Source organism: Priestia sp. 53B2 (assembly GCF_056099005.1).
The window spans coordinates 92,529-111,382 of sequence record NZ_JBLZXA010000009.1; the positions used below are offsets into that span (position 1 = coordinate 92,529).

21 protein-coding genes and 1 other RNA gene are annotated in these 18,854 nt (G+C 39.1%); 9 read left to right on the top strand and 13 right to left on the bottom strand.

Annotated elements, in window-relative coordinates:
- Positions 1-65: 65 nt before the first annotated feature.
- The 3 genes from ACN6NE_RS09685 to ACN6NE_RS09695 all read right to left on the bottom strand — a co-directional run bounded on the left by ACN6NE_RS09685 (position 66) and on the right by ACN6NE_RS09695 (position 3,410).
- A complete protein-coding gene (locus ACN6NE_RS09685; protein ID WP_129705306.1) occupies positions 66-1,421 on the bottom strand; it encodes a sensor histidine kinase in 1,356 nt (451 codons plus the stop codon).
- Positions 1,399-2,124: a response regulator transcription factor gene (locus ACN6NE_RS09690; RefSeq protein ID WP_129705308.1), complete on the bottom strand. Its 726-nt coding sequence runs from the start codon at positions 2,122-2,124 to the stop codon at positions 1,399-1,401. The genes ACN6NE_RS09685 and ACN6NE_RS09690 overlap by 23 nt, the downstream gene beginning before the upstream one ends.
- 158 nt (positions 2,125-2,282) lie before the next feature.
- A complete protein-coding gene (locus tag ACN6NE_RS09695) occupies positions 2,283-3,410 on the bottom strand; it encodes an MGDG synthase family glycosyltransferase (RefSeq protein WP_474325267.1) in 1,128 nt (375 codons plus the stop codon).
- Positions 3,411-3,572: 162 nt separating this feature from the next.
- Here ACN6NE_RS09695 and ACN6NE_RS09700 point away from each other — a divergent pair, with 162 nt between their 5' ends.
- From ACN6NE_RS09700 to ACN6NE_RS09715, 4 genes are all read left to right on the top strand, one after another.
- Positions 3,573-4,199 carry an undecaprenyl-diphosphatase gene (locus ACN6NE_RS09700; RefSeq protein ID WP_129705312.1) on the top strand — a complete coding sequence of 209 codons (627 nt, stop codon included), beginning with the start codon at positions 3,573-3,575 and terminating at the stop codon, positions 4,197-4,199.
- Between the two features lie 125 nt (positions 4,200-4,324).
- Positions 4,325-4,573: a hypothetical protein gene (locus ACN6NE_RS09705; protein WP_129705314.1), complete on the top strand. Its 249-nt coding sequence runs from the start codon at positions 4,325-4,327 to the stop codon at positions 4,571-4,573.
- A gap of 98 nt (positions 4,574-4,671) precedes the next feature.
- Positions 4,672-5,109 (top strand): MarR family winged helix-turn-helix transcriptional regulator, encoded by a 438-nt coding sequence (locus tag ACN6NE_RS09710; protein WP_129705316.1) that lies wholly within the window; start codon positions 4,672-4,674, stop codon positions 5,107-5,109.
- A gap of 27 nt (positions 5,110-5,136) precedes the next feature.
- Positions 5,137-5,778 carry a nitroreductase family protein gene (locus ACN6NE_RS09715; RefSeq protein ID WP_474325268.1) on the top strand — a complete coding sequence of 214 codons (642 nt, stop codon included), beginning with the start codon at positions 5,137-5,139 and terminating at the stop codon, positions 5,776-5,778.
- A 32-nt stretch (positions 5,779-5,810) separates the two neighbouring features.
- Here ACN6NE_RS09715 and moaD read toward each other — a convergent pair whose 3' ends face one another.
- Genes moaD through ACN6NE_RS09740 form a run of 5 tightly spaced genes read right to left on the bottom strand, consistent with a single transcriptional unit; the run spans position 5,811 to position 9,322 of the window.
- Positions 5,811-6,044 carry a molybdopterin converting factor subunit 1 gene (gene moaD, locus ACN6NE_RS09720; RefSeq protein ID WP_129705320.1) on the bottom strand — a complete coding sequence of 78 codons (234 nt, stop codon included), beginning with the start codon at positions 6,042-6,044 and terminating at the stop codon, positions 5,811-5,813.
- A gap of 2 nt (positions 6,045-6,046) precedes the next feature.
- Complete coding sequence (locus tag ACN6NE_RS09725; RefSeq protein ID WP_025752620.1) at positions 6,047-6,511, bottom strand: molybdenum cofactor biosynthesis protein MoaE; 465 nt, start codon at positions 6,509-6,511, stop codon at positions 6,047-6,049.
- Entirely contained in the window at positions 6,508-7,035 is a 528-nt protein-coding gene (mobB, locus tag ACN6NE_RS09730) for a molybdopterin-guanine dinucleotide biosynthesis protein B (RefSeq protein WP_129705322.1), read from the bottom strand. Before mobB ends, ACN6NE_RS09725 begins: the two co-directional genes overlap by 4 nt.
- Entirely contained in the window at positions 7,023-8,288 is a 1,266-nt protein-coding gene (locus tag ACN6NE_RS09735) for a molybdopterin molybdotransferase MoeA (protein ID WP_474325269.1), read from the bottom strand. Before ACN6NE_RS09735 ends, mobB begins: the two co-directional genes overlap by 13 nt.
- Before the next feature lie 17 nt (positions 8,289-8,305).
- Positions 8,306-9,322 (bottom strand): molybdopterin-synthase adenylyltransferase MoeB, encoded by a 1,017-nt coding sequence (locus ACN6NE_RS09740; protein ID WP_474325270.1) that lies wholly within the window; start codon positions 9,320-9,322, stop codon positions 8,306-8,308.
- A gap of 163 nt (positions 9,323-9,485) precedes the next feature.
- Between ACN6NE_RS09740 and mobA the strand changes: the two genes are divergently transcribed.
- Positions 9,486-10,055 carry a molybdenum cofactor guanylyltransferase gene (gene mobA / locus ACN6NE_RS09745; RefSeq protein ID WP_129705329.1) on the top strand — a complete coding sequence of 190 codons (570 nt, stop codon included), beginning with the start codon at positions 9,486-9,488 and terminating at the stop codon, positions 10,053-10,055.
- Positions 10,056-10,067: 12 nt separating this feature from the next.
- Here mobA and moaA read toward each other — a convergent pair whose 3' ends face one another.
- The 3 genes from moaA to ACN6NE_RS09760 all read right to left on the bottom strand — a co-directional run bounded on the left by moaA (position 10,068) and on the right by ACN6NE_RS09760 (position 12,288).
- Complete coding sequence (gene moaA, locus ACN6NE_RS09750; RefSeq protein ID WP_129705331.1) at positions 10,068-11,084, bottom strand: GTP 3',8-cyclase MoaA; 1,017 nt, start codon at positions 11,082-11,084, stop codon at positions 10,068-10,070.
- 46 nt (positions 11,085-11,130) lie between these two features.
- Entirely contained in the window at positions 11,131-11,877 is a 747-nt protein-coding gene (gene fdhD, locus ACN6NE_RS09755; protein WP_409338971.1) for a formate dehydrogenase accessory sulfurtransferase FdhD, read from the bottom strand.
- 66 nt (positions 11,878-11,943) lie between these two features.
- Positions 11,944-12,288 (bottom strand): Na-translocating system protein MpsC family protein, encoded by a 345-nt coding sequence (locus ACN6NE_RS09760; RefSeq protein WP_013085380.1) that lies wholly within the window; start codon positions 12,286-12,288, stop codon positions 11,944-11,946.
- Positions 12,289-12,655: 367 nt separating this feature from the next.
- Between ACN6NE_RS09760 and fdhF the strand changes: the two genes are divergently transcribed.
- The 4 genes from fdhF (at position 12,656) to modB (ending at position 17,673) form a co-directional block, all read left to right on the top strand.
- Entirely contained in the window at positions 12,656-15,595 is a 2,940-nt protein-coding gene (gene fdhF / locus ACN6NE_RS09765; protein ID WP_129705335.1) for a formate dehydrogenase subunit alpha, read from the top strand.
- An 11-nt stretch (positions 15,596-15,606) separates the two neighbouring features.
- The gene (locus ACN6NE_RS09770; RefSeq protein WP_013085382.1) at positions 15,607-16,086 is read left to right on the top strand and encodes a helical membrane plugin domain-containing protein; all 480 of its coding nucleotides are present in this window, start codon (positions 15,607-15,609) and stop codon (positions 16,084-16,086) included.
- A gap of 125 nt (positions 16,087-16,211) precedes the next feature.
- The gene (gene modA, locus ACN6NE_RS09775) at positions 16,212-17,009 is read left to right on the top strand and encodes a molybdate ABC transporter substrate-binding protein (protein WP_474325271.1); all 798 of its coding nucleotides are present in this window, start codon (positions 16,212-16,214) and stop codon (positions 17,007-17,009) included.
- Positions 17,010-17,016: 7 nt separating this feature from the next.
- Positions 17,017-17,673: a molybdate ABC transporter permease subunit gene (gene modB / locus ACN6NE_RS09780; protein WP_474325272.1), complete on the top strand. Its 657-nt coding sequence runs from the start codon at positions 17,017-17,019 to the stop codon at positions 17,671-17,673.
- 155 nt (positions 17,674-17,828) lie between these two features.
- Here the strand turns inward: modB and ssrA are convergent.
- Together ssrA and smpB are read right to left on the bottom strand one after the other, a co-directional pair.
- Positions 17,829-18,190, bottom strand: a transfer-messenger RNA (tmRNA) gene (gene ssrA, locus ACN6NE_RS09785).
- A gap of 137 nt (positions 18,191-18,327) precedes the next feature.
- The gene (gene smpB, locus ACN6NE_RS09790) at positions 18,328-18,795 is read right to left on the bottom strand and encodes an SsrA-binding protein SmpB (protein ID WP_013059694.1); all 468 of its coding nucleotides are present in this window, start codon (positions 18,793-18,795) and stop codon (positions 18,328-18,330) included.
- Between the last annotated feature and the right edge of the window lie 59 nt (positions 18,796-18,854).

The following is an 18,854-nucleotide window of genomic DNA, read 5'->3' on the forward strand; positions in this document are numbered from 1 at the left end:
GAAAAGATCCCAACGATTTATCGTTCGAATCTTCCTTCCACTAAACTAATTTTTTCCCAATCTCCTCATTTTACAGATAAAACGGGAAGGTGAATCACAACTTCCGTTCCTTGTTCTTCTTCACTCTTAATAAAAATCTCGCCTTTATGCTGACGGACAATAGTTTGTGCAATCGATAGTCCAAGCCCCGTTCCTCCCGTAGCTCTGCTTCTAGCTTTATCGACTCGATAGAAACGTTCAAAAATATGTGCAAGATCTTCTTTTGGAATGCCAATTCCATAGTCTTTTACTTTGATAATGACATCTTCCTGCTTTTTTTCAACGGTCACTTCAATTTTATCCGTACTGTATTTAATTGCATTATCAAGCAAAATAATCAACACTTGCTTCATTTTTAGTTCATCCACTTCAATTATAATGGGCGTTTGATCATAATGAAGAACTAATTCCCTTTTGTATACCTGCTGCAGCTGCTTAACGATTTGTTCAAAAATAAGAACAAGATCTGTTTGCTTCATATCAAGTGTTTGTTCTTTTTCCACGCTTGCCAGATCAAGCAGCGTTTCAATCATTTTTTGCATTTTGGTTGCTTCCGCATAGATGGTGTCGATCGCATCCAGCGTAATTTCTTCATTTTTAATCCCTCTTCTTCTTAATAAATTAGAATAACTGCGAATAACGGTTAGAGGGGTTTTTAATTCATGAGAAGCATCGGAAACAAACTGATTTTGCTTTTCAATATTTTCTCGCAAGCGGTCAATCATATGATTAAAGGTAACGGTCATCCCCTGCAGTTCATCTCTCGTTTCCGTTTGAATGAGGACTTTTTTAGGAACACCGCTCTCTTCGATCTCTTTCATCGTTGTGACCATATTTTTAATAGGATGCATAATGACGCGTGATAACCATCTTCCTCCTAAAAGAGACAGTAAAATGGATACAAGCGAACAAAAAATCAAAATTGATAGCAAAATATCTTTACGGGTTTCAAAACCAGTCAGGAGCTCACCAATCTCAAGCGTTTCAACGACTTGATTATTGACTTTGACAGGCATGCGAATAACCAATACTTGCTTTTCTCTGACTTTGCGAAGTTTCACCTTTTTTTTCTTTGAAAATTCGGGCTTAATTTTCACCAGATGAGGATCATTTGATACTTGGTTAATGACCGTAGAATTTTCTGAGACTGTTCGGATAAATGAATGGTTGGTCAAATAAAATTTTAGTAACTCCGGCGAGAGCTCCACGGAATGATCTTGTTGACCTTTTTGAATAATCTCGCGTGCTTTTTCGAATAAAATGTCCTGTTCCATATTCACCGTAGATTTAGTAAAGGAGAAAAAAACAACGATGTTCATGATTAATAAAATAACCACTAGCCATGCTGTTGTCAGCAAATTAATCTTCGTCGTGATCTTCATGTTTCTCCTCTTTCATCATATATCCTACGCCCCGCACCGTATGAATGAGACAAGTAGAAAAACCTTCATCTACTTTTTTTCTTAAGTGGCGAATATACACATCAATTACGTTCGTTTCTCCTTCATATTCATAGCCCCAAACGTTTGTGAGAATTCCTTCTCTCGTGACAATTTTATTTTTGTTCGTAAGCAAATACACGACTAAATCATACTCTTTCGGTGTCAACGTAATGGATTCATTGTTTCTTAGGACTTCCCTTGTTTCAAGATTAATGGTCAAATCACTGATCGTTAAGAGCTCCGCTTCAGCTTCTTTCGTTCCTGATGCTTCTACGAGCGAACGATAGCGAATACAAGAGCGAACCCGTGCTAACAGTTCTTCAATTTCAAACGGTTTTGTAACATAATCATTAGCCCCTTGGTCTAAGCCCATTACCTTATCTAGCGTCGTATTTCTGGCAGTTAATAAAATAACTGGCGTAAATACTTCCGCTTTCCGAAGTCTTCTTAACACCTCAATACCGCTCAGACTTGGAAGCATCACGTCTAGCAAAATGAGGTCATATTGAGCGGATATTGCCGTCTCTAACCCCGCTTTCCCGTCGTACTCAACATCTACTTCATAATCTTCAAATTCCAATTCAATCTTTAACACTTTCGCAATTTGCGCTTCATCTTCCACAATTAAAATTTTCTCTTTCATGTTATACACCTCTCACCACATGTCTTAAGTGAAAGAATAGCTTCTTTAGATAAAAAAACAACACCTTTTTCAAAAGATGTTTGTTTTTTTATCTAAATCCTACTTTTTCAACATACTTGTCTTTTAGCTTATCCTTATTGTTTGTAAACATGAATGTTTTACGCATGAAGACCCATCGTTTGCTTTTCACCTAAAATCCAATTGACTACTGCTAAAAGTTCTTCAGGCGTTTGTGCTTCGATTTCTTTATGGTAAGCAGCAATCGCGTTATATAATGTGCTCATTTTATCAGCATCCTGCAGGACTGCCTGCAGCTGACTTTCTAACGATTGATCCGCCTTTAGTTCTTGAACTAAGTTTCGTTCTGTTAAATAGCGTAAATTCACTTCTTCTTGACCTGGTAAAGCAGAATGAACAAAAATCGGTAAATTCTTGCGAAGAGCTTCACTGACCGTGATACCACCTGGCTTTGTTACAATAGCATCCACTCGTTCATACAGTTCATTCATTTCTGTGCGTGATGAAATGTACGGAATTGGTGTAACGTGCTGTAATTCCCATCCCTTGATTTCTTCATATAACTTTTGATTTTTACCGCATAAGACAAAGTAATGAAAATGGCGCGCATCTTTTAAATCATTGTAGAAATCCATAATATTGCCTAAGCCGCTGCTGCCTCCAGCAATTAAAATATTTCGGTTACCAGGATGCTTAAATGTTCTTGTTTTTGTTATTTTTTCATGTACCGGTATTCCTGTGACCATCATATTTTGAAGTGGAATTTCACTTTGAGCACGAAGTCCTTTTTTTACTTCTTCACTAGGGAGAAAGTGAAAGTCAATCTCTTCTTTCCCCCATAAATTATTAATAAAGAAATCCGTGTAGACATTTATAATAGGAACATAGCACTTGCCTTTTGCTTTTAATTGACTGAGCAAATAAGAAGGAAACCCATGTGTGCATATAATTAAATCCGGATTTTCTTCTTTAACTAAGTGCTCCATTTTTTTTGCGAATACGTGATGATACCATTTGAATGAATGAACAGGCGGTTCATAAAAGAGATGTTTGTATGCCATATTGTACGTTTCTGGAGCATAACGAATCCATTTCAAATATGTGCCTGTGACCACTTTTTCTAATAGTTCGTTTGTATAGCTTAATAAATCTATTTTTTTATAACAAATATTTGTTGTTCTTCTTTCCAATATATCCATTAACGCCTCTGCCACTTGATGATGGCCAGAAGGCATTTTTAGAAGAGGTAAAAATAAAACCTTTTTCAACTGTTTCATCTCCTATTCTAAAAGCAGTTTCTTCCTCTCCTTTTTATATCATTAAATGCCCTTAAATTTCGGATTTTAATTGATTTTTAATGTGAAATTCATCGTTTTTTTAGAGTGTCAATCTAAACTAAGAGTGAAAAGTACTGCATAAGGAGAAAACAAATGAACCTCAATTACGAAGTATTTCAATGGATTAACTCGTTTGCTGGTAAATCCAGCGCAATGGATTCTGTAATGATTATCATCACGAATAGCGTTCCTTATTTTATAATGGCTTGTTTGCTTTTGCTTTGGTTTAGCGGAAAAACAGAAAGAACAATTTATCACCGTTATACGGCTTTATACATGTTGTTTACAATTGTACTTTCTCTATGTATTAATGAAGTCATTCACCTGGTGTATTACCACCCGCGTCCGTTTGTGACTCATCACGTTCATAAGCTGATTCCGCACCCGGCTAATTCATCTTTCGTGAGTGATCATTCGATTTTAGTCTTTTCAGCTGCTTGGATCATGTGGTTACGAAAAAACAAATGGAGAAGCATCATTTTTATATGGGCTATCATTTCGGGCCTTTCACGTATTTACGTAGGCGTTCACTATCCAGCAGATGTACTTGGGGGCATGGTGATTGCGGGAGCTATCGGATGCTTTATTATATACGTTTCAGCTAAAACAGCTCCTCTTATTCAGCGATTATTCTGGATTCACGATTTGATTATCAAGCGTATTCCGTTTCTATCTCCCTATACGCATGAACAAATTAGCAAAAAAAATCATTCAGCTTAAAGAGGCTGAGACAAAAATAGTTTAGCTGAAGTGAAAAACGAACCACTAATCAAACTGTTTGATTAGTGGTTGGTTTTTTTTGTTATGGTGAACGTAGATTTTATCTGTTTCGTTCCTTCTAGCAGTTGATTGGAGGGCAAGGCGAAGACTCCTGCGGGAACAGCGAAAAAGGTGAGACCCCGCAGGAGCGCAAGCAACGAGGAGGCTCACCGGCCGCCCGCGGAAAGCGGAGCCTTGCACGGAAATCAACTGCCTTGTCACAAGCGGTCCATACGGGCTCATTTATCCCATTTCTTCGTCTTTATATTGAATTGATTTCGTTATGTCTCAATCTCTCTTTATTATTTGTAAAAAAAGAACGTTCACTTTCTTGACTTTCACTTTTATTTATTTTATATTAGTTGATATATCAAACATTGATGTATCAAATATTAATTCATCAATAAATATCATAGAAAAAGGAGCGACTTTCTTGTCACATTCATGTTCTGAAAAAGCAAATGTTCTGTATGCTCTGCAAGAAGTTAATAAACAAATTAATCAAAAGTTTGAGCATTGTACCGGTGTTAGCCAATCACGTCTTGATATTTTACATCAGCTTTATGAAACAGGTGAAATGAGTCAAAAGGCGCTTCAACAGCAAGTAAACATTGACAATGCTGCAATTACAAGGCATTTAAAGCAGCTCGAAGAAAGAGATGTTGTATCACGCCGTAAAAATCCTGATGACAACCGCGTAACATTTGTAAAGCTTACGAAAAGCGGACATGAAAAAATCGGTACATTTCGAAACGAAAAAGCTCGCTTTATTGATGAAGCATTTAAAGATTTCAGCGAAGAAGAACAGCTGCTGCTTTCCAAAATGCTCGAGCGTTTAAAAGTAAACATTTCGGCCATTGAACGGTCATAACATTTTTAAGATAAAGGAGAGTTCATCATGACACAAACAAAAACACTAAACAATGATTTCCAAGATATTATTACAGGGCGCAGATCTATTCGTTATTACGATCCATCTGTCAAAATCAGCCGTGAAGAAATGAAAGAAATTTTAACAGAAGCGACGCTAGCTCCCTCTTCTGTTAATGCACAGCCTTGGCGCTTTCTAGTAATTGATAGCCCTGAAGGAAAAGCAACATTAGCTCCGCTTGCTAAATTTAATCAATCACAAGTAGAAACATCAGCAGCTGTTATTGCGATATTCGGCGATTTAAAAAGTGAAGAAAATTTAGATGAAATTTACGATAAAGCTGTTGAACTAGGCTATATGCCACAAGAAATTAGAGACATGCAAATTCCTAAAATCAAAGCGCACTACGCAGCTGCTTCTAAAGAAGTAAATAAAGAAACAGTATTAATTGACGGCGGTTTAGTATCCATGCAGTTAATGCTTGCTGCACGTGCTCACGGTTATGATACAAACGCTATTGGCGGTTATGAAAAAGATCAAATTGCCGAAGCATTCGGTTTAGACAAAGAGCGCTATGCACCGGTTATGTTACTTTCAATCGGCAAAGCAGCAAATAGCGGTTACCCGTCTGTACGTTTACCAATCGAAAAAGTAGCTCAATTTAGATAATAAAAAAGGTGCTGTATATTCAGCACCTTTTTTTATCCTCCACTAACGGGCGGAATAAATGCGACGGTATCTCCCGTTCCAATGGTTTCTTCATCTGTTACAAACTCTTCGTTGACTGCTGTCATCGTTTGCTTCAGAGAGGACAGCTTATACGTTTTTTGCAAATACTCCTTTAATTCCTTCACTGTTATATCTTGCTTATCAACTGTTACTTGTTCCACTCCAGCCTCTTCACGTATAGCAGCGAAAAATAAGACGTTAATCATTTTTACATCTCCTTCAATGGCTTTCCTTCAGGATATTCTTTCGTTTCTAACTGATCTCCAATCCATTTTGTTCCGTCTTCCCAAAATTCCTTTTTCCAAATTGGCACAATCTGCTTGATACGTTCAATAGCATACTCGTTTGCTTCATAAGCTGTTTTGCGATGCGGAGAAGAAACGGCAATAACTACTGCGACTTCTGTTATATCAAGCTTCCCAATTCGATGAGTAATAGCTGTCAAAGCATCGGGCCATTTTTCCTGAATTTCGTCACCAATTTGGCTAAGCATTTTCACTGCCATTGGCACATAGGCTTGATATTCAAGAGAGAGCGTCTTCTTGCCTTTTGTAAATTCCCTTACCGTTCCAATAAATGTCGTAATAGCTCCCGCGTCTCTTCTAGAAACTTTTTTAATTATTTCATCTACGGCAATTGGCTGATTTACTACTTCAAATAAGTGCTGGTTCATCTTCTTTCCCCCACTTCTTTCAATAAAAAATTAAGATAAAGCTCGTCTTCTTGTAAGTGAAATATTGGATATGCTCCCTGCACTTCTTTTTTAAGCGGAACGTGACTAATCACGCATATAATATTGGTTAGAGAGGAAAGCGGAACAAGATCTTCTTCACTTCGAATCAAGACTGCTTTTGGATAGGATTCTTTTTTATATCCTTCAACAAAAATGACATCTGGCGAGAAAAATTGATAAAAATCAATCAGCTTTTTTAGGCTCCAGTCTTTACTACCTGCCGTAAGCTGAAGGATTCCACCTCCCTCTACACCTGTCACATCGGCACCTGCTTGCTGGTGGCGATGACTGTCTTTTAGCTCACTGATGCTATCTGGAGGTCCGCCGTGTCCATGGTGCTTAATAGAACCTACACATAGATTGAATTGTTTCGCTCTTTTAATTAGCTTTTCCACTAAAGTAGTTTTTCCGCTGTTTTGAAATCCAACTACTTGTAAAACGGTACAACAAGCTACCAAGGCCATTCACTTCCCCGCACGTCATCTAGTAATAAGACGTCAACCAGCATTCCTTCTTTGTATCCTCTCGTCCCTCCAGGAAATATAATTAACGTATCCGCATGAGCTAAAGAAGAAACAGCACTAGATTTTGTAAAGCTTAATGGAGAAGCAATCAGCTGTCCTTCCCTGTATGAAAGCCTGCCAGATACAAATCGCATAAAAGGATTTGGCTTTAAGAAGTCCTTTCCTAACAAAGCTTTCTCTTTCCGAAGATGAGGGGTTCTTTTACCCGCATATGTACTGATTACCGGACGAGCCAGAAGTTCAAAACCGACATAGCACGCTGTAGGGTTTCCCGAGAGGCCAAATAAAAGCTTTTCTTCCATACGAGCAACTGTTGTTACACTGCCTGGTCTCATCGCTATTTTATTAAAAAGAACTTCAGCTTGTAATTGCTTATACACATCTGGTAGATAATCATAGTCTCCTACTGAAACGCCGCCCGTTGTAATCAGCATGTCCACTTCTGATAGTGCAAATTTTACCGCATTGTAGCACTGACTTAAATCATCAGGCATAATACCAAAATAGTTCACTTCGCCTCCAGCTTTTTCAATTTGGGCACGAAGCATATGAGCATTGCTATTACGAATTTTGCCCCGTTCAACAGGATCACTCACTTCTACTAGTTCACTTCCAGTTGCAAGTAATCCAACTACAGGTTTTTTGAAGACAGCTACGTTACTATAGCCAAATGTGGCTAAAAGAGCAGCTACTCCCGGAGTGATATACGTTCCTTTTGAAGCTAACACAGTGCCTTTTATTGTTTCTTCTCCTTGAAAAGAAATGTTATCTCCGCTGTTAAACGAACGCTTGATTTGAACGATCGGCTGATTGTCTTTCGTATATTCTTTTGTTACTTCAAGCATCGCAACCGCATCGCAGCCTTTGGGAATAGGAGCTCCTGTCATAATACGCACAGCCTGCATCGCGTTGACTGTAGATTCAAAAACAGAACCCGCTCCTATTTCTCCTCGAACAGCCAGTTCTACTGGATGAAGTGATGATGCTTCTTTCGTATCTTGCGACCGAACGGCAAAACCATCATATGGAGAACGATCAAAAGCAGGAATATCATGATCTGCTATTAAATCTTCAGCTAAAAATCTGCCGTGAGCTTCTTCAAGCGCAATGATTTCTTGCTTTCTGTTTTTTGCATACTGCATCACTCGTCCAACGCATTCTCCGACAGGGATAGGAGTTCGCTTTTCTCTCATTCTTTTCACTCCTTTACTCATCCTAGTAAACGATAATATAAGCTTCTCGCAAATTGAATATCATTCGTTCCATGAATAAATACACGGCCATCTTGAAAAATTACAAAGCGATGCTCTGGAAGCTGACATGACAGAAGATATGGATTGCGGTCCACTTCCCCCTGTTTTTTTAACCGTTTTTCCAATTCATCGAAGTTGTACAGATGGCGCTGCGAGGGTCTGATTTGAACCGTCTCTCTGCCGCACAGAACTTCTGTTTTAAGCTGATTTTCATACGCTAAGTACGGATATGTTTGGGCCGATCCGCAAGAAGAACATTTATCACTTTTCATTTTGCCCGTCTTAAATTCAGCGTGCTGATTATTCCAGACGTCAAAGGTTAGAAATGTGTGGCGCAAAGCTTCAACATCTTCGACTAAAATTTTTAATGCTTCGGTTATTTGATAGGCTGCCACGATTTGAACAGCGGGGCTAATAATTCCTGCTGTCTCACAGGTTGCTCCTCCGACAGGCACTTTTTTCAATATGCAGTGCAGACAAGGGGTTACATTTGGGATAACGGTATAAGTGGTGCCATAACTCCCTACACATGAGCCGTATATCCAAGGAACTTCATACTTATGTGACAAATCATTTAAAATAAAACGGATGTCGAAGTTGTCTGTCGCATCGATGATCACATCGGCTGTTTGGACGATACTTTCTAAATTAGCAGGCTGAGCATCCATCACCAGCGCTTCAATCTTCACTTCCGTGTTTATTTGACGCAAACGATTTTTTGCTGCTACAGCTTTAGGTAGTTTGTTTTGCGCATCTTGTTCTGTATAAAGCTGCTGCCGCTGTAGATTACTCCATTCTACATAATCACGATCTACAAGAGTCAATTTTCCAATTCCAGCACGCACGAGGGCTTCTGCGCTAGCGCTGCCTAGAGCCCCTGCACCTACAACTAAAACATGCTTACTTCTAATTTGCTGCTGCCCTTTGTTTCCAACGGGCTGGAAAAGCTGCTGACGTGAATAACGTTCTGTCACTCTTTTCTCTCCCTTTCTCATTCAATCTCTGACTTCACTATCTATTCCTTCGTCAAAGATATTTCTTTAAAAACATGCTATTATACACATAAAGCTACGCTGCTTTACGGAGGCTTTTTTTTGCATAAATATACAAATATATTTTGATGGAGGTATTTAATAAATGTCCATTGCCGGCATTGTATTAGCAGGAGGAAAATCTTCTCGCTACGGTCAACCAAAAATGTTTGAAACCTATAACAAGAAATCATTTTACGAATATAGTATAGATGCATTAAAAGAAAATCACGTCACACCTATACTTGTGTCTACCAACCAAGATTTACTCCCTTATTTCCAAAGAAAGGATGTTGCATTTGCAGTTGAAAAATGCCCGTATCAAGGTCCTTTGTATGCAATTCATCACGCTTTAACTGTTATCGATTGCTGCGCTGAATGGTTCTTTATTCTTTCTTGCGATATTCCTTTTATTAATGCTGAGTTTGTTCATCACATGATCACACTGACTCAAACGGACTCACCTGACATTGTTCTTCCTGTTCAGCCTGATCACATTCACCCGCTTCTAGCACTCTATCACCGTAGAACGCTTCCTCTTATTGAACAACTCGTTACACAAGGTGAAAGAAGGCTTACGCAATTGTTGAATCAGACAAACGTCCTTCGCGTGCCTTTTTCAGCAGAAGATCCCACTTTTATAAATGTGAATCATCGCAGTGATTGGCATGTATAAAGCTTTTTTGAATTATCCACCAATATGAGACATTTCCACTTTTTCAGCGCCTTGGACCTGTCCTCCGTTAGCTCGTTCGTCTGAGTAACGATCTTTCCGATGATTCCAGATATCAGAAATGGTGTCACAAACAGTATGATCAGATGCTTCTGACCGTATCAGTGTGCGGAGGTCATATCCTTTTGACGCGAACAAACAGGTATAGAGCTTTCCTTCAGCCGATACTCTTGCGCGTGAACAAGTGGAACAGAATGAATCTGTGACAGATGAAATGATACCAATTTCCTCTTCTGTCCCGACGTACCGATACCTGGTGGCTACTTCTCCCGTATAATGAGGTGGAATTTCTTCAAGAGGCATTTCTTGTCCAACTATATCAAGAATTTGTTTCTTTGTTATAACCTCATCCATTTTCCATCCGTTTGAATTTCCAACATCCATATATTCAATAAAACGCAGCGTATGTTTTTTGTCTTTAAAATATTGGGCCATCGGAAGAATATCCTGCTCATTCTTGCCTTTTTGGACAACCATGTTTATTTTGACTGAAATCCCCACAAGAGCTGCTGCTTCTATTCCTTCTAATACTCGTTTTACGCTTCCTCGGTTTCCATTCAGCTCTTGAAACCTCACTTCATCAAGCGAGTCTAAGCTAACGGTCACTCTTGATAATCCCGCTTTTGATAAGGCTTCTGCATGCTTCTTTAACAGTGAACCGTTTGTTGTTATGGCAATATCATCTATACCCTCAATTTGCTTCAGACGATTGATTAGATCTGGCAAGCCTTTTCTTAACAGCGGCTCTCCTCCCGTTATACGCACTTTTTTTACTCCTAGCGATGCGAATAATCTAGTGAGTCTCTCTAATTCATCAAACGAAAGAATGTTTTCGGCAGGTAAAAATGGATAGTCTGCTCCAAAAATTTCTTCAGGCATACAATATCGACAGCGAAAGTTACAGCGATCTGTTACTGACAAACGCAAGTCTCGTAAAGGACGCTTTAAAGTATCAACTATAGCGTATGACATCTGCCTCATCTCTCCTCTCTCTAGCTGTCAGCTTCTCCACAGCAGATTAACTCTCTCTTAAAATTCTTTCCGGGCATGTATAAATATTCAACGAATCATTTCGAATAAACCCTACCGTTGTAATTCCCAATTCTTCTGCTAGATTTAAAGCAAGTTCAGTCGGAGCAGATTTTGAAAGAACCACTTCACACCCGATCTTCGCTACTTTCAACAAAATTTCTGACGAAATACGGCCGCTGAAAACGACTACTTTATCTCTAATTGAAATATGGTGTTTTAAGCAATACCCGTATAGTTTATCTAGAGCATTATGCCTACCAATGTCCATTCTGCTAAGCATAAAACCATTTTTATCACAAATGGCAGCGTTATGAACGCCACCCGTTTCTTGAAACGTAGCAGCAGATTGCTGCAGCTTATTCATCAATTGAAAACAATCCTTAATTGAAAGTTCTACCGATATATCGTTCATTTTTTTAGCAGTCAGCGCATCATTTATAAAGACAAACCCTTGTCTGCTCGCCCCGCAGCAAGACGTGATATATCGTTTATTTTGAAGGTTTTGAAAATACGGGTTTAATTTATCTATTGTAACATGAACATACCCTTCTTTTTCTTGAACCCATATGTTTTTAATGTCTTTATATGCTCGAATAACCCCTTCAGATGCTAAATAGCCAATTACCATATCTTCAATGTATTGTGGGCTACATACCATCGTGACAAACTCTTCTTCATTAATTTTCACAGTCACAGGAAACTCCGTTACAATTTTATCTTCTACGCTTTCCATTTGACCATTTTTAAATCTAAGAACTGTACGCTTCTTAACGGTCGAGTTCATGTGATGTCTCCTTTTTTAAATAATGTTTTTATCAAAAACGAATACGGAAACCGCTATATTTTCTTTTATTTTCATATCTGAAAATAAATTAACCAACTTTGCTCCTACCAATTCTTCTAGCCCTTCCGGCGGATTCGATGCATATACATCTTGGATCATTTTTGTTCGAGCTAGATGAACCATGTCACATCCTTCAGCAGTGCTTGCAATAAATGTTTCTGTCGGAGTTAAATTTCCATACAGTGTTGAGACAGCCATATTTTCAACAAAAACCGTATGTATTCTTTCCGGTCCTTTTCCAAATAAATCTTTTCGAAGCTTCCGAATAATATCATTAAATTCATGAATAGTTTTTGACATAATCAACGCTCTCCCACCGATTAAAATTAAATTGTGCATTTTATTCCTACAGTTTTTTTATCATAAATCAACACTTCAAAAAATAAAAGCCTAAAATCTTTGCAGCAAAACTTTTGAAGAGAGTTGGGTATTTAAAAAAGTTGTGCATTTAAAAACGTAGCGATATAATTATAAATAACCGAGATGGAATAATAATAATAATGAATTGTTATTACTCTATCACTTTTTCTTAACGATATAAATGGGCCGGATTGGCATATTAGTAAGACCTGCTAGTAAACTATTCCACCATGATTGCACTTCCCTTATTTAATTAGGCGTGTGTATTCATGGTGGTTTTTTGTTTTTATATAAAGGAGGAAAACAAATGAGTCGTGAAACCATCACTGTTCATATAAATGGCAACGAATACAAAGCAGCTTCAGGCTCTACCATACTCGAAATTATTAATCAGCAAAGCATTGAGCACCCTCAGATTTGTTATGTTCCTGAAGTGGATCCTATTCAAACTTGTGACACATGTATCGTTGAAATGAATGGCGAGTTAGTTCGTTCTTGTTCTACAAAAGCTGAAAACGGCATGAAGATTGAATTACAATCAGAACCCGCAAAAGCGGCACAGACGGAAGCTATGGATCGTTTATTAGAGAATCATTTGCTATACTGCACCGTTTGCGACAATAACAATGGAAACTGTAAATTACATAACACAGCCGAAATGATGGAGATTGAACATCAAAAATACCCCTATACGCCAAAAGCCTCAGAGAATGAAGTCGATATGTCTCATCCGTTCTACCGTTATGACCCTAATCAATGCATTGCTTGTGGACAATGCGTAGAGGTTTGTCAAAATCTTCAAGTTAATGAAACACTCTCTATCGACTGGGAAGCGAAACGTCCCCGCGTTCTCTGGGATGACGGTGTAGCAATCAATGAATCTTCTTGTGTGAGCTGCGGTCAATGTGTAACGGTATGCCCTTGTAATGCCTTAATGGAAAAATCCATGCTTGGAGAAGCTGGATTTATGACTGGACTTCCAAAAGACGTTTTAAACCCAATGATTGATTTAGTTAAAGAAGTAGAACCTGGATACAGCGGAATTTTTGCTGTTTCAGAAGTGGAAGCCGCTATGCGCGAAACACGCACGAAAAAAACAAAAACTGTCTGTACATTTTGCGGAGTTGGATGTTCATTTGAAGTATGGACAAAAGGCCGTGAAATCCTTAAAGTTCAGCCTAGCTCTGATGCTCCCGCAAATGCTATTTCAACCTGTGTGAAAGGAAAATTCGGCTGGGATTTTGTAAACTCTGAAAAACGTATTACTAAGCCTTTAATCCGAAAAAATGGCGCATTTGTAGAGTCGTCATGGGAAGAAGCCCTCGACTTAGTAGCAAGCAGGTTAAGCTCTATTAATCAGCAGTATGGACATGGATCAGTTGGTTTTATTTCTTCTTCTAAGATTACAAACGAAGAAAACTATGTTATTCAAAAGCTGGCTCGCCAAATGTTTGAAACAAATGACGTAGACAACTGCTCTCGCTACTGTCAGTCTCCTGCAACTGATGGATTATTTCGAACAGTGGGAATGGGAGGCGATGCCGGCACGATAAAAGACATCGCAAAAGCTGGACTGGTTATCATCGTTGGAGCTAACCCTGCTGAAGGTCACCCTGTATTAGCAACTCGTATTAAACGCGCGCATAAGCTTCATGACCAAAAACTAATCGTCGCAGATTTGCGCAAAAACGAAATGGCTGAACGCTCTGACATTTTTATCAGTCCAAAACAAGGTACAGACCAAGTATGGCTAATGGCTGTAACAAAATACATGATTGACCAAGGATGGCACAATGAAAAATTCATCCAAGAAAACGTCAACTATTTTGAAGACTTTAACTCTTTGCTTGAAAAGTACACGCTTGAATATGCTCAACAAATTACGGGTATTCCAGCAGCAACGCTCATTCAAATAGCTGAAATGATTCGAGACGCCGATGGAACCTGTGTGCTGTGGGGCATGGGCGTAACGCAAAATACGGGAGGCTCTGATACATCAGCGGCTATCTCAAACCTGTTGCTTGCTACTGGAAACTATCGACGCCCTGGAGCAGGCGCTTATCCGCTCCGAGGCCACAATAACGTCCAAGGAGCATGTGATATGGGAACTCTTCCTGCTTGGCTTCCGGGCTATCAGCACGTCACAGACTCAGTCGCCCGAGCGAAATTTGAAAAAGCATACGGTGTAAAAATTAAAGATAAGCCAGGGCTTGATAATATTCAAATGCTGCATTCAATTGATGAAGGAAAAATGAAGGCCATGTACCTTGTCGGAGAAGATATGGCTCTTGTTGATTCAAATGCTAACCACGTACACGAAATATTATCAAATTTAGATTTTTTTGTCGTCCAAGACATTTTCCTTTCGAGAACGGCTCAATATGCTGATGTTGTACTCCCTGCTGTTCCTTCTCTTGAAAAAGATGGAACGTTTACCAATACGGAGCGACGTGTCCAAAGATTGTATCAAGCATTACCAACGCTCGGTGATTCAAAGCCGGATTGGTGGATTGTTCAAGAGATTGCCAACCGCTTAGGTGCGAACTGGACGTATACACATCCTGGTGATATCTTCGCAGAAATGGCTAGTCTATCACCCCTATTCAGCCAAGCCAGCTACGAAAACCTTGAAGGCTGGAATAGCTTCTTATGGGGGAGCTTAGAGGGAAAAAGCACGCCGTTACTTTACGTCGATGGGTTTAATTTCCCAGATAAAAAAGCGCGCTTTGCTTTATCACATTGGGTACTTCCTGCCGAATTCCCAGAAGAGTATGATCTACACATTAATAATGGAAGAATGTTAGAACATTTTCATGAAGGGAATATGACCAATAAATCGAGCGGCATCCAATCAAAAGTACCGGAAGTATTTGTAGAAATTTCACCTCAGCTTGCCAAGGAGCGTGAAATTGAAGAAGGTTCGCTTGTCAGATTAATCTCACCGTTTGGAGCAGTAAAAGTACAGGCATTAATTACAGAGCGAGTAAAAGCAAATGAGCTGTATCTTCCAATGCACTCTGTTCATAAAGATTCGGCTATTAACTTCTTGACGGGACCTGCAGTCGACCAACGAACAAATACGCCGGCTTACAAACAAACAAAAGTACGGATGGAAGTATTAAGTAAAGGTGGAGAAACGCCTTTACCGTCTACAAATCCGCGTAACAAAAAACGTCATCCTCAAAATGGGGTCGAGGTTCAGCGTAAATGGAACCGTCCTGGCTACGTCCATTTAACAAGTAAATAGGAGGAGAAAAGATGGCACAACCTATTACAGAAATTAAGAAACCTCTTCTAAGCGAGGAAGAAGAAAAACAACAAAAATTAGAAGATTTAACTTCTCTGCTGGCAGATAATGAAGAAGCGTTGAACCGTATTCTCGGTATTGTTGGCGAACTTAACGACATGGGTGTTCTTGAAGCTGCTGATTCAATGATTCAAGCGAAAGAAAAAATCTCAAAAATTGCGCTTCATCAAATTTCCAGAGAACCGGTAACCAATTTAATTAATACTCTTATGGGGGCAAGCAGCGGTTTGATGAAGGCAGATCCAGAGGTAACCGCTAAACTTGTAAATAGCGCAACAGCTGGTATGAACGAAGCGAATGAATATGTAAAAACAGGAAAAAAAGTAAGTGCATTAGCTCTTATAAAAGCGCTAAACGATCCAGATGTCAATCGTGCAATTGGATTTGGGCTTCACTTTTTAAAAGGAATGGGCAAAGCGTTGGAAGAATAAATGAAGCAGCGACTTGAAAGTTTTCCCCCTTTCAAGTCGCTGTTTTCTTTTTAAGAAGTCAAATTTTAAATGAACGTGATATAGTTATACTAAATTGCTTTACTACAACTAATTGAGGTGACACGATGCAACAATACTTTAAACCCTTATTCGCACTATTATTTTTAATTATGTTTACTGCTGCTTGTTCGAACGAAACAAATACCGATCAATCCGCAGCTCAGCACAAAAACATCAGCTTAACGATATCCGCTGCGGCCAGCTTAAAAGATGCGCTCACTGATATTCAAAAGCAATATGAAAAAAAGCATCCAAATATAGACTTGAAATTTAATTTTGGAGCTTCAGGCTCGCTGCAACAGCAAATTACAAACGGCGCACCTGTTGATTTATTTTTTTCAGCAGCAGAAGACAAGTTTGATGCACTAGTAAAAGCAGGAGCTATCTCCAAGGAAAATGGTATTGACTTGGTTGGCAATGACCTTGTGCTTATCGTGCCAAAGAATAATACGTCTGCTATCACAAATTTTGAAGATCTATCAAAGACGACTGTTCAAAAAATTGCACTTGGAATACCAGAATCCGTTCCTGCCGGACAGTATGCGAAGGAGACTTTTGAACACATGAACGTCTGGAAAAACATTGAGCCAAAAACCGTCTATGCGAAAGACGTACGCCAGGTGCTTTCCTACGTGGAGACAGGAAACGTTGAAGCTGGGGTGGTTTATAAAACCGATGCCTTGATTTCAAAAAAGGTGAAGATTGTCGCTACTGCAGATAATAGCACTCACAAACCAATTGTATATCCTGTAGGCGTTATTAAGGATTCCAAACATCCACAAGAAGCAAAAGCTTTTTATCAATTTTTACAAAGTAAGACGGCTCTTGACACTTTAAAGAAATACGGTTTCACTGCAAATTGAGGCCGCTATGATTCAAGAATTTTTATCTCCTCTTCAGCTATCGCTTAAAATTGCATTAGTAGCAGGATTTGTCGTTATTATTTTAGGCACTGTTATAGGAAAACTGTTATCCAGGAAACACTTTAAGGGAAAAGTGATGATTGAAACGGCGTTAATGCTCCCGTTGGTGCTCCCTCCGTCCGTTGTTGGATTTTTATTGATTGTCATATTCGGGAAACACAGCCTGCTCGGCCGGGCAATTGAATGGTTTTTTCAACAACCTGTTATTTTCACATGGTGGGCAGCTGTTATTGCATCTGTTGTCGTTGCGTTTCCGCTTATGTATCAATCTGCCAAAACAGGCTTTCAAGGCGTAGATTACGAAATTGAAGACGCAGCTCGAGTAGATGGTGCAAGCGAATGGAAAGTCTTTTTCTTTATTTCCATCCCTTTAGCTTCTCAAGCCATCGTAACAGGAGGAGTGCTAAGCCTGGCAAGAGCACTCGGAGAGTTTGGAGCCACTTTGATGTTTGCTGGCAATATTCCAGATGAAACTCAAACTGTGCCTACCGCTATCTACGTAGCGATTGACTCTGGAAACATGAATCTCGCTTGGCTATGGGTTATTTCAATCGTCTTTCTTTCCTTTCTTATGCTGCTTTTTGTTCAGCTTAAACAAAAGTAAAAGGATGTCTCTTTGTGTAAGAGGCATCCTTTTATTTCTTTCCTGCTTTTTTCAATTTTACATAAATCATAAATTAAAAAGGAGTTAATCAAATGAAGAACATACATTTGATTAACTCCTGTTATAAGTAAGGTAAGCCACCATACAATATGTATTGGTGGAGACGGTGGGAGTCGAACCCACGTCCAGAAATATCGCCACTTAAGCGTCTACGAGTGTAGTTGGCATATTGATAATTCGCGAGCTGTTCTGCCTACCAACAGGCGTCCCAGTCGCTAGTCTGATTATTCTCTTCCTTCGTCCTCAGACGGCGAACTCCGGCGTAGCCCACTTAAAGTGAGTCCCTTACCCTACCACATGGGCGATGGAGGGAGGAACCGCTAAGCTACTATTATGCAGCTAAAGCGAAGTTATTGTTAGATTTGCCAGTTATTATTGGCGTTGATGTTTTAACGAGGCCATCTCCTCGACTCGCAACCTAAGCTCGAACTACCCCTGTCGAATCCGTAACGTCCCCATATAAAAGGGAGTCGGAATGTGCAAGAAAAAATCTTACATCAGATAGCGACTTCAGTGTGCAAAATGAAATCTAACTGATAACAATACTTATTATATCACAAAATGAGCATTTTGCAATTGTAAGATTTTGTAATGTCACATCTTTTGACGATCACGAAATGCTCGTTCGATATCGCGCTTCGCTTCTTTTCGCTTTAAGTCTTCACGCTTATCATATTTCTTTTTACCCTTACCAAGCCCTAGTAAAACCTTTGCGTATCCATTTTTTAAATACACTTTTAAAGGAACTAATGAATAACCCGTTTCTTTTGAATAGCCAATTAGCTTGCTGATTTCACGCTTATGCAGCAATAGCTTTCGTGTACGCAACGGCTCATGATTGTATCGATTTCCTTGTTCGTAAGGACTAACGTGCATATTGTGTAGAAATACTTCTCCATTTTGCACACGAGCAAAAGAGTCCTTTAAATTTACACGCCCATTACGAATTGATTTAATTTCCGTTCCTTGTAGAACAATACCCGTCTCATATGTTTCTTCAATAAAAAAGTCGTGGCGGGCTTTTTTGTTTTGTGCAATTAATTTCCCTTCACCTTTTGGCATAAAACGTTCCTTCCCTTCAGCCGTACTTACGTATATGTATGATATTATGTATCATTTTA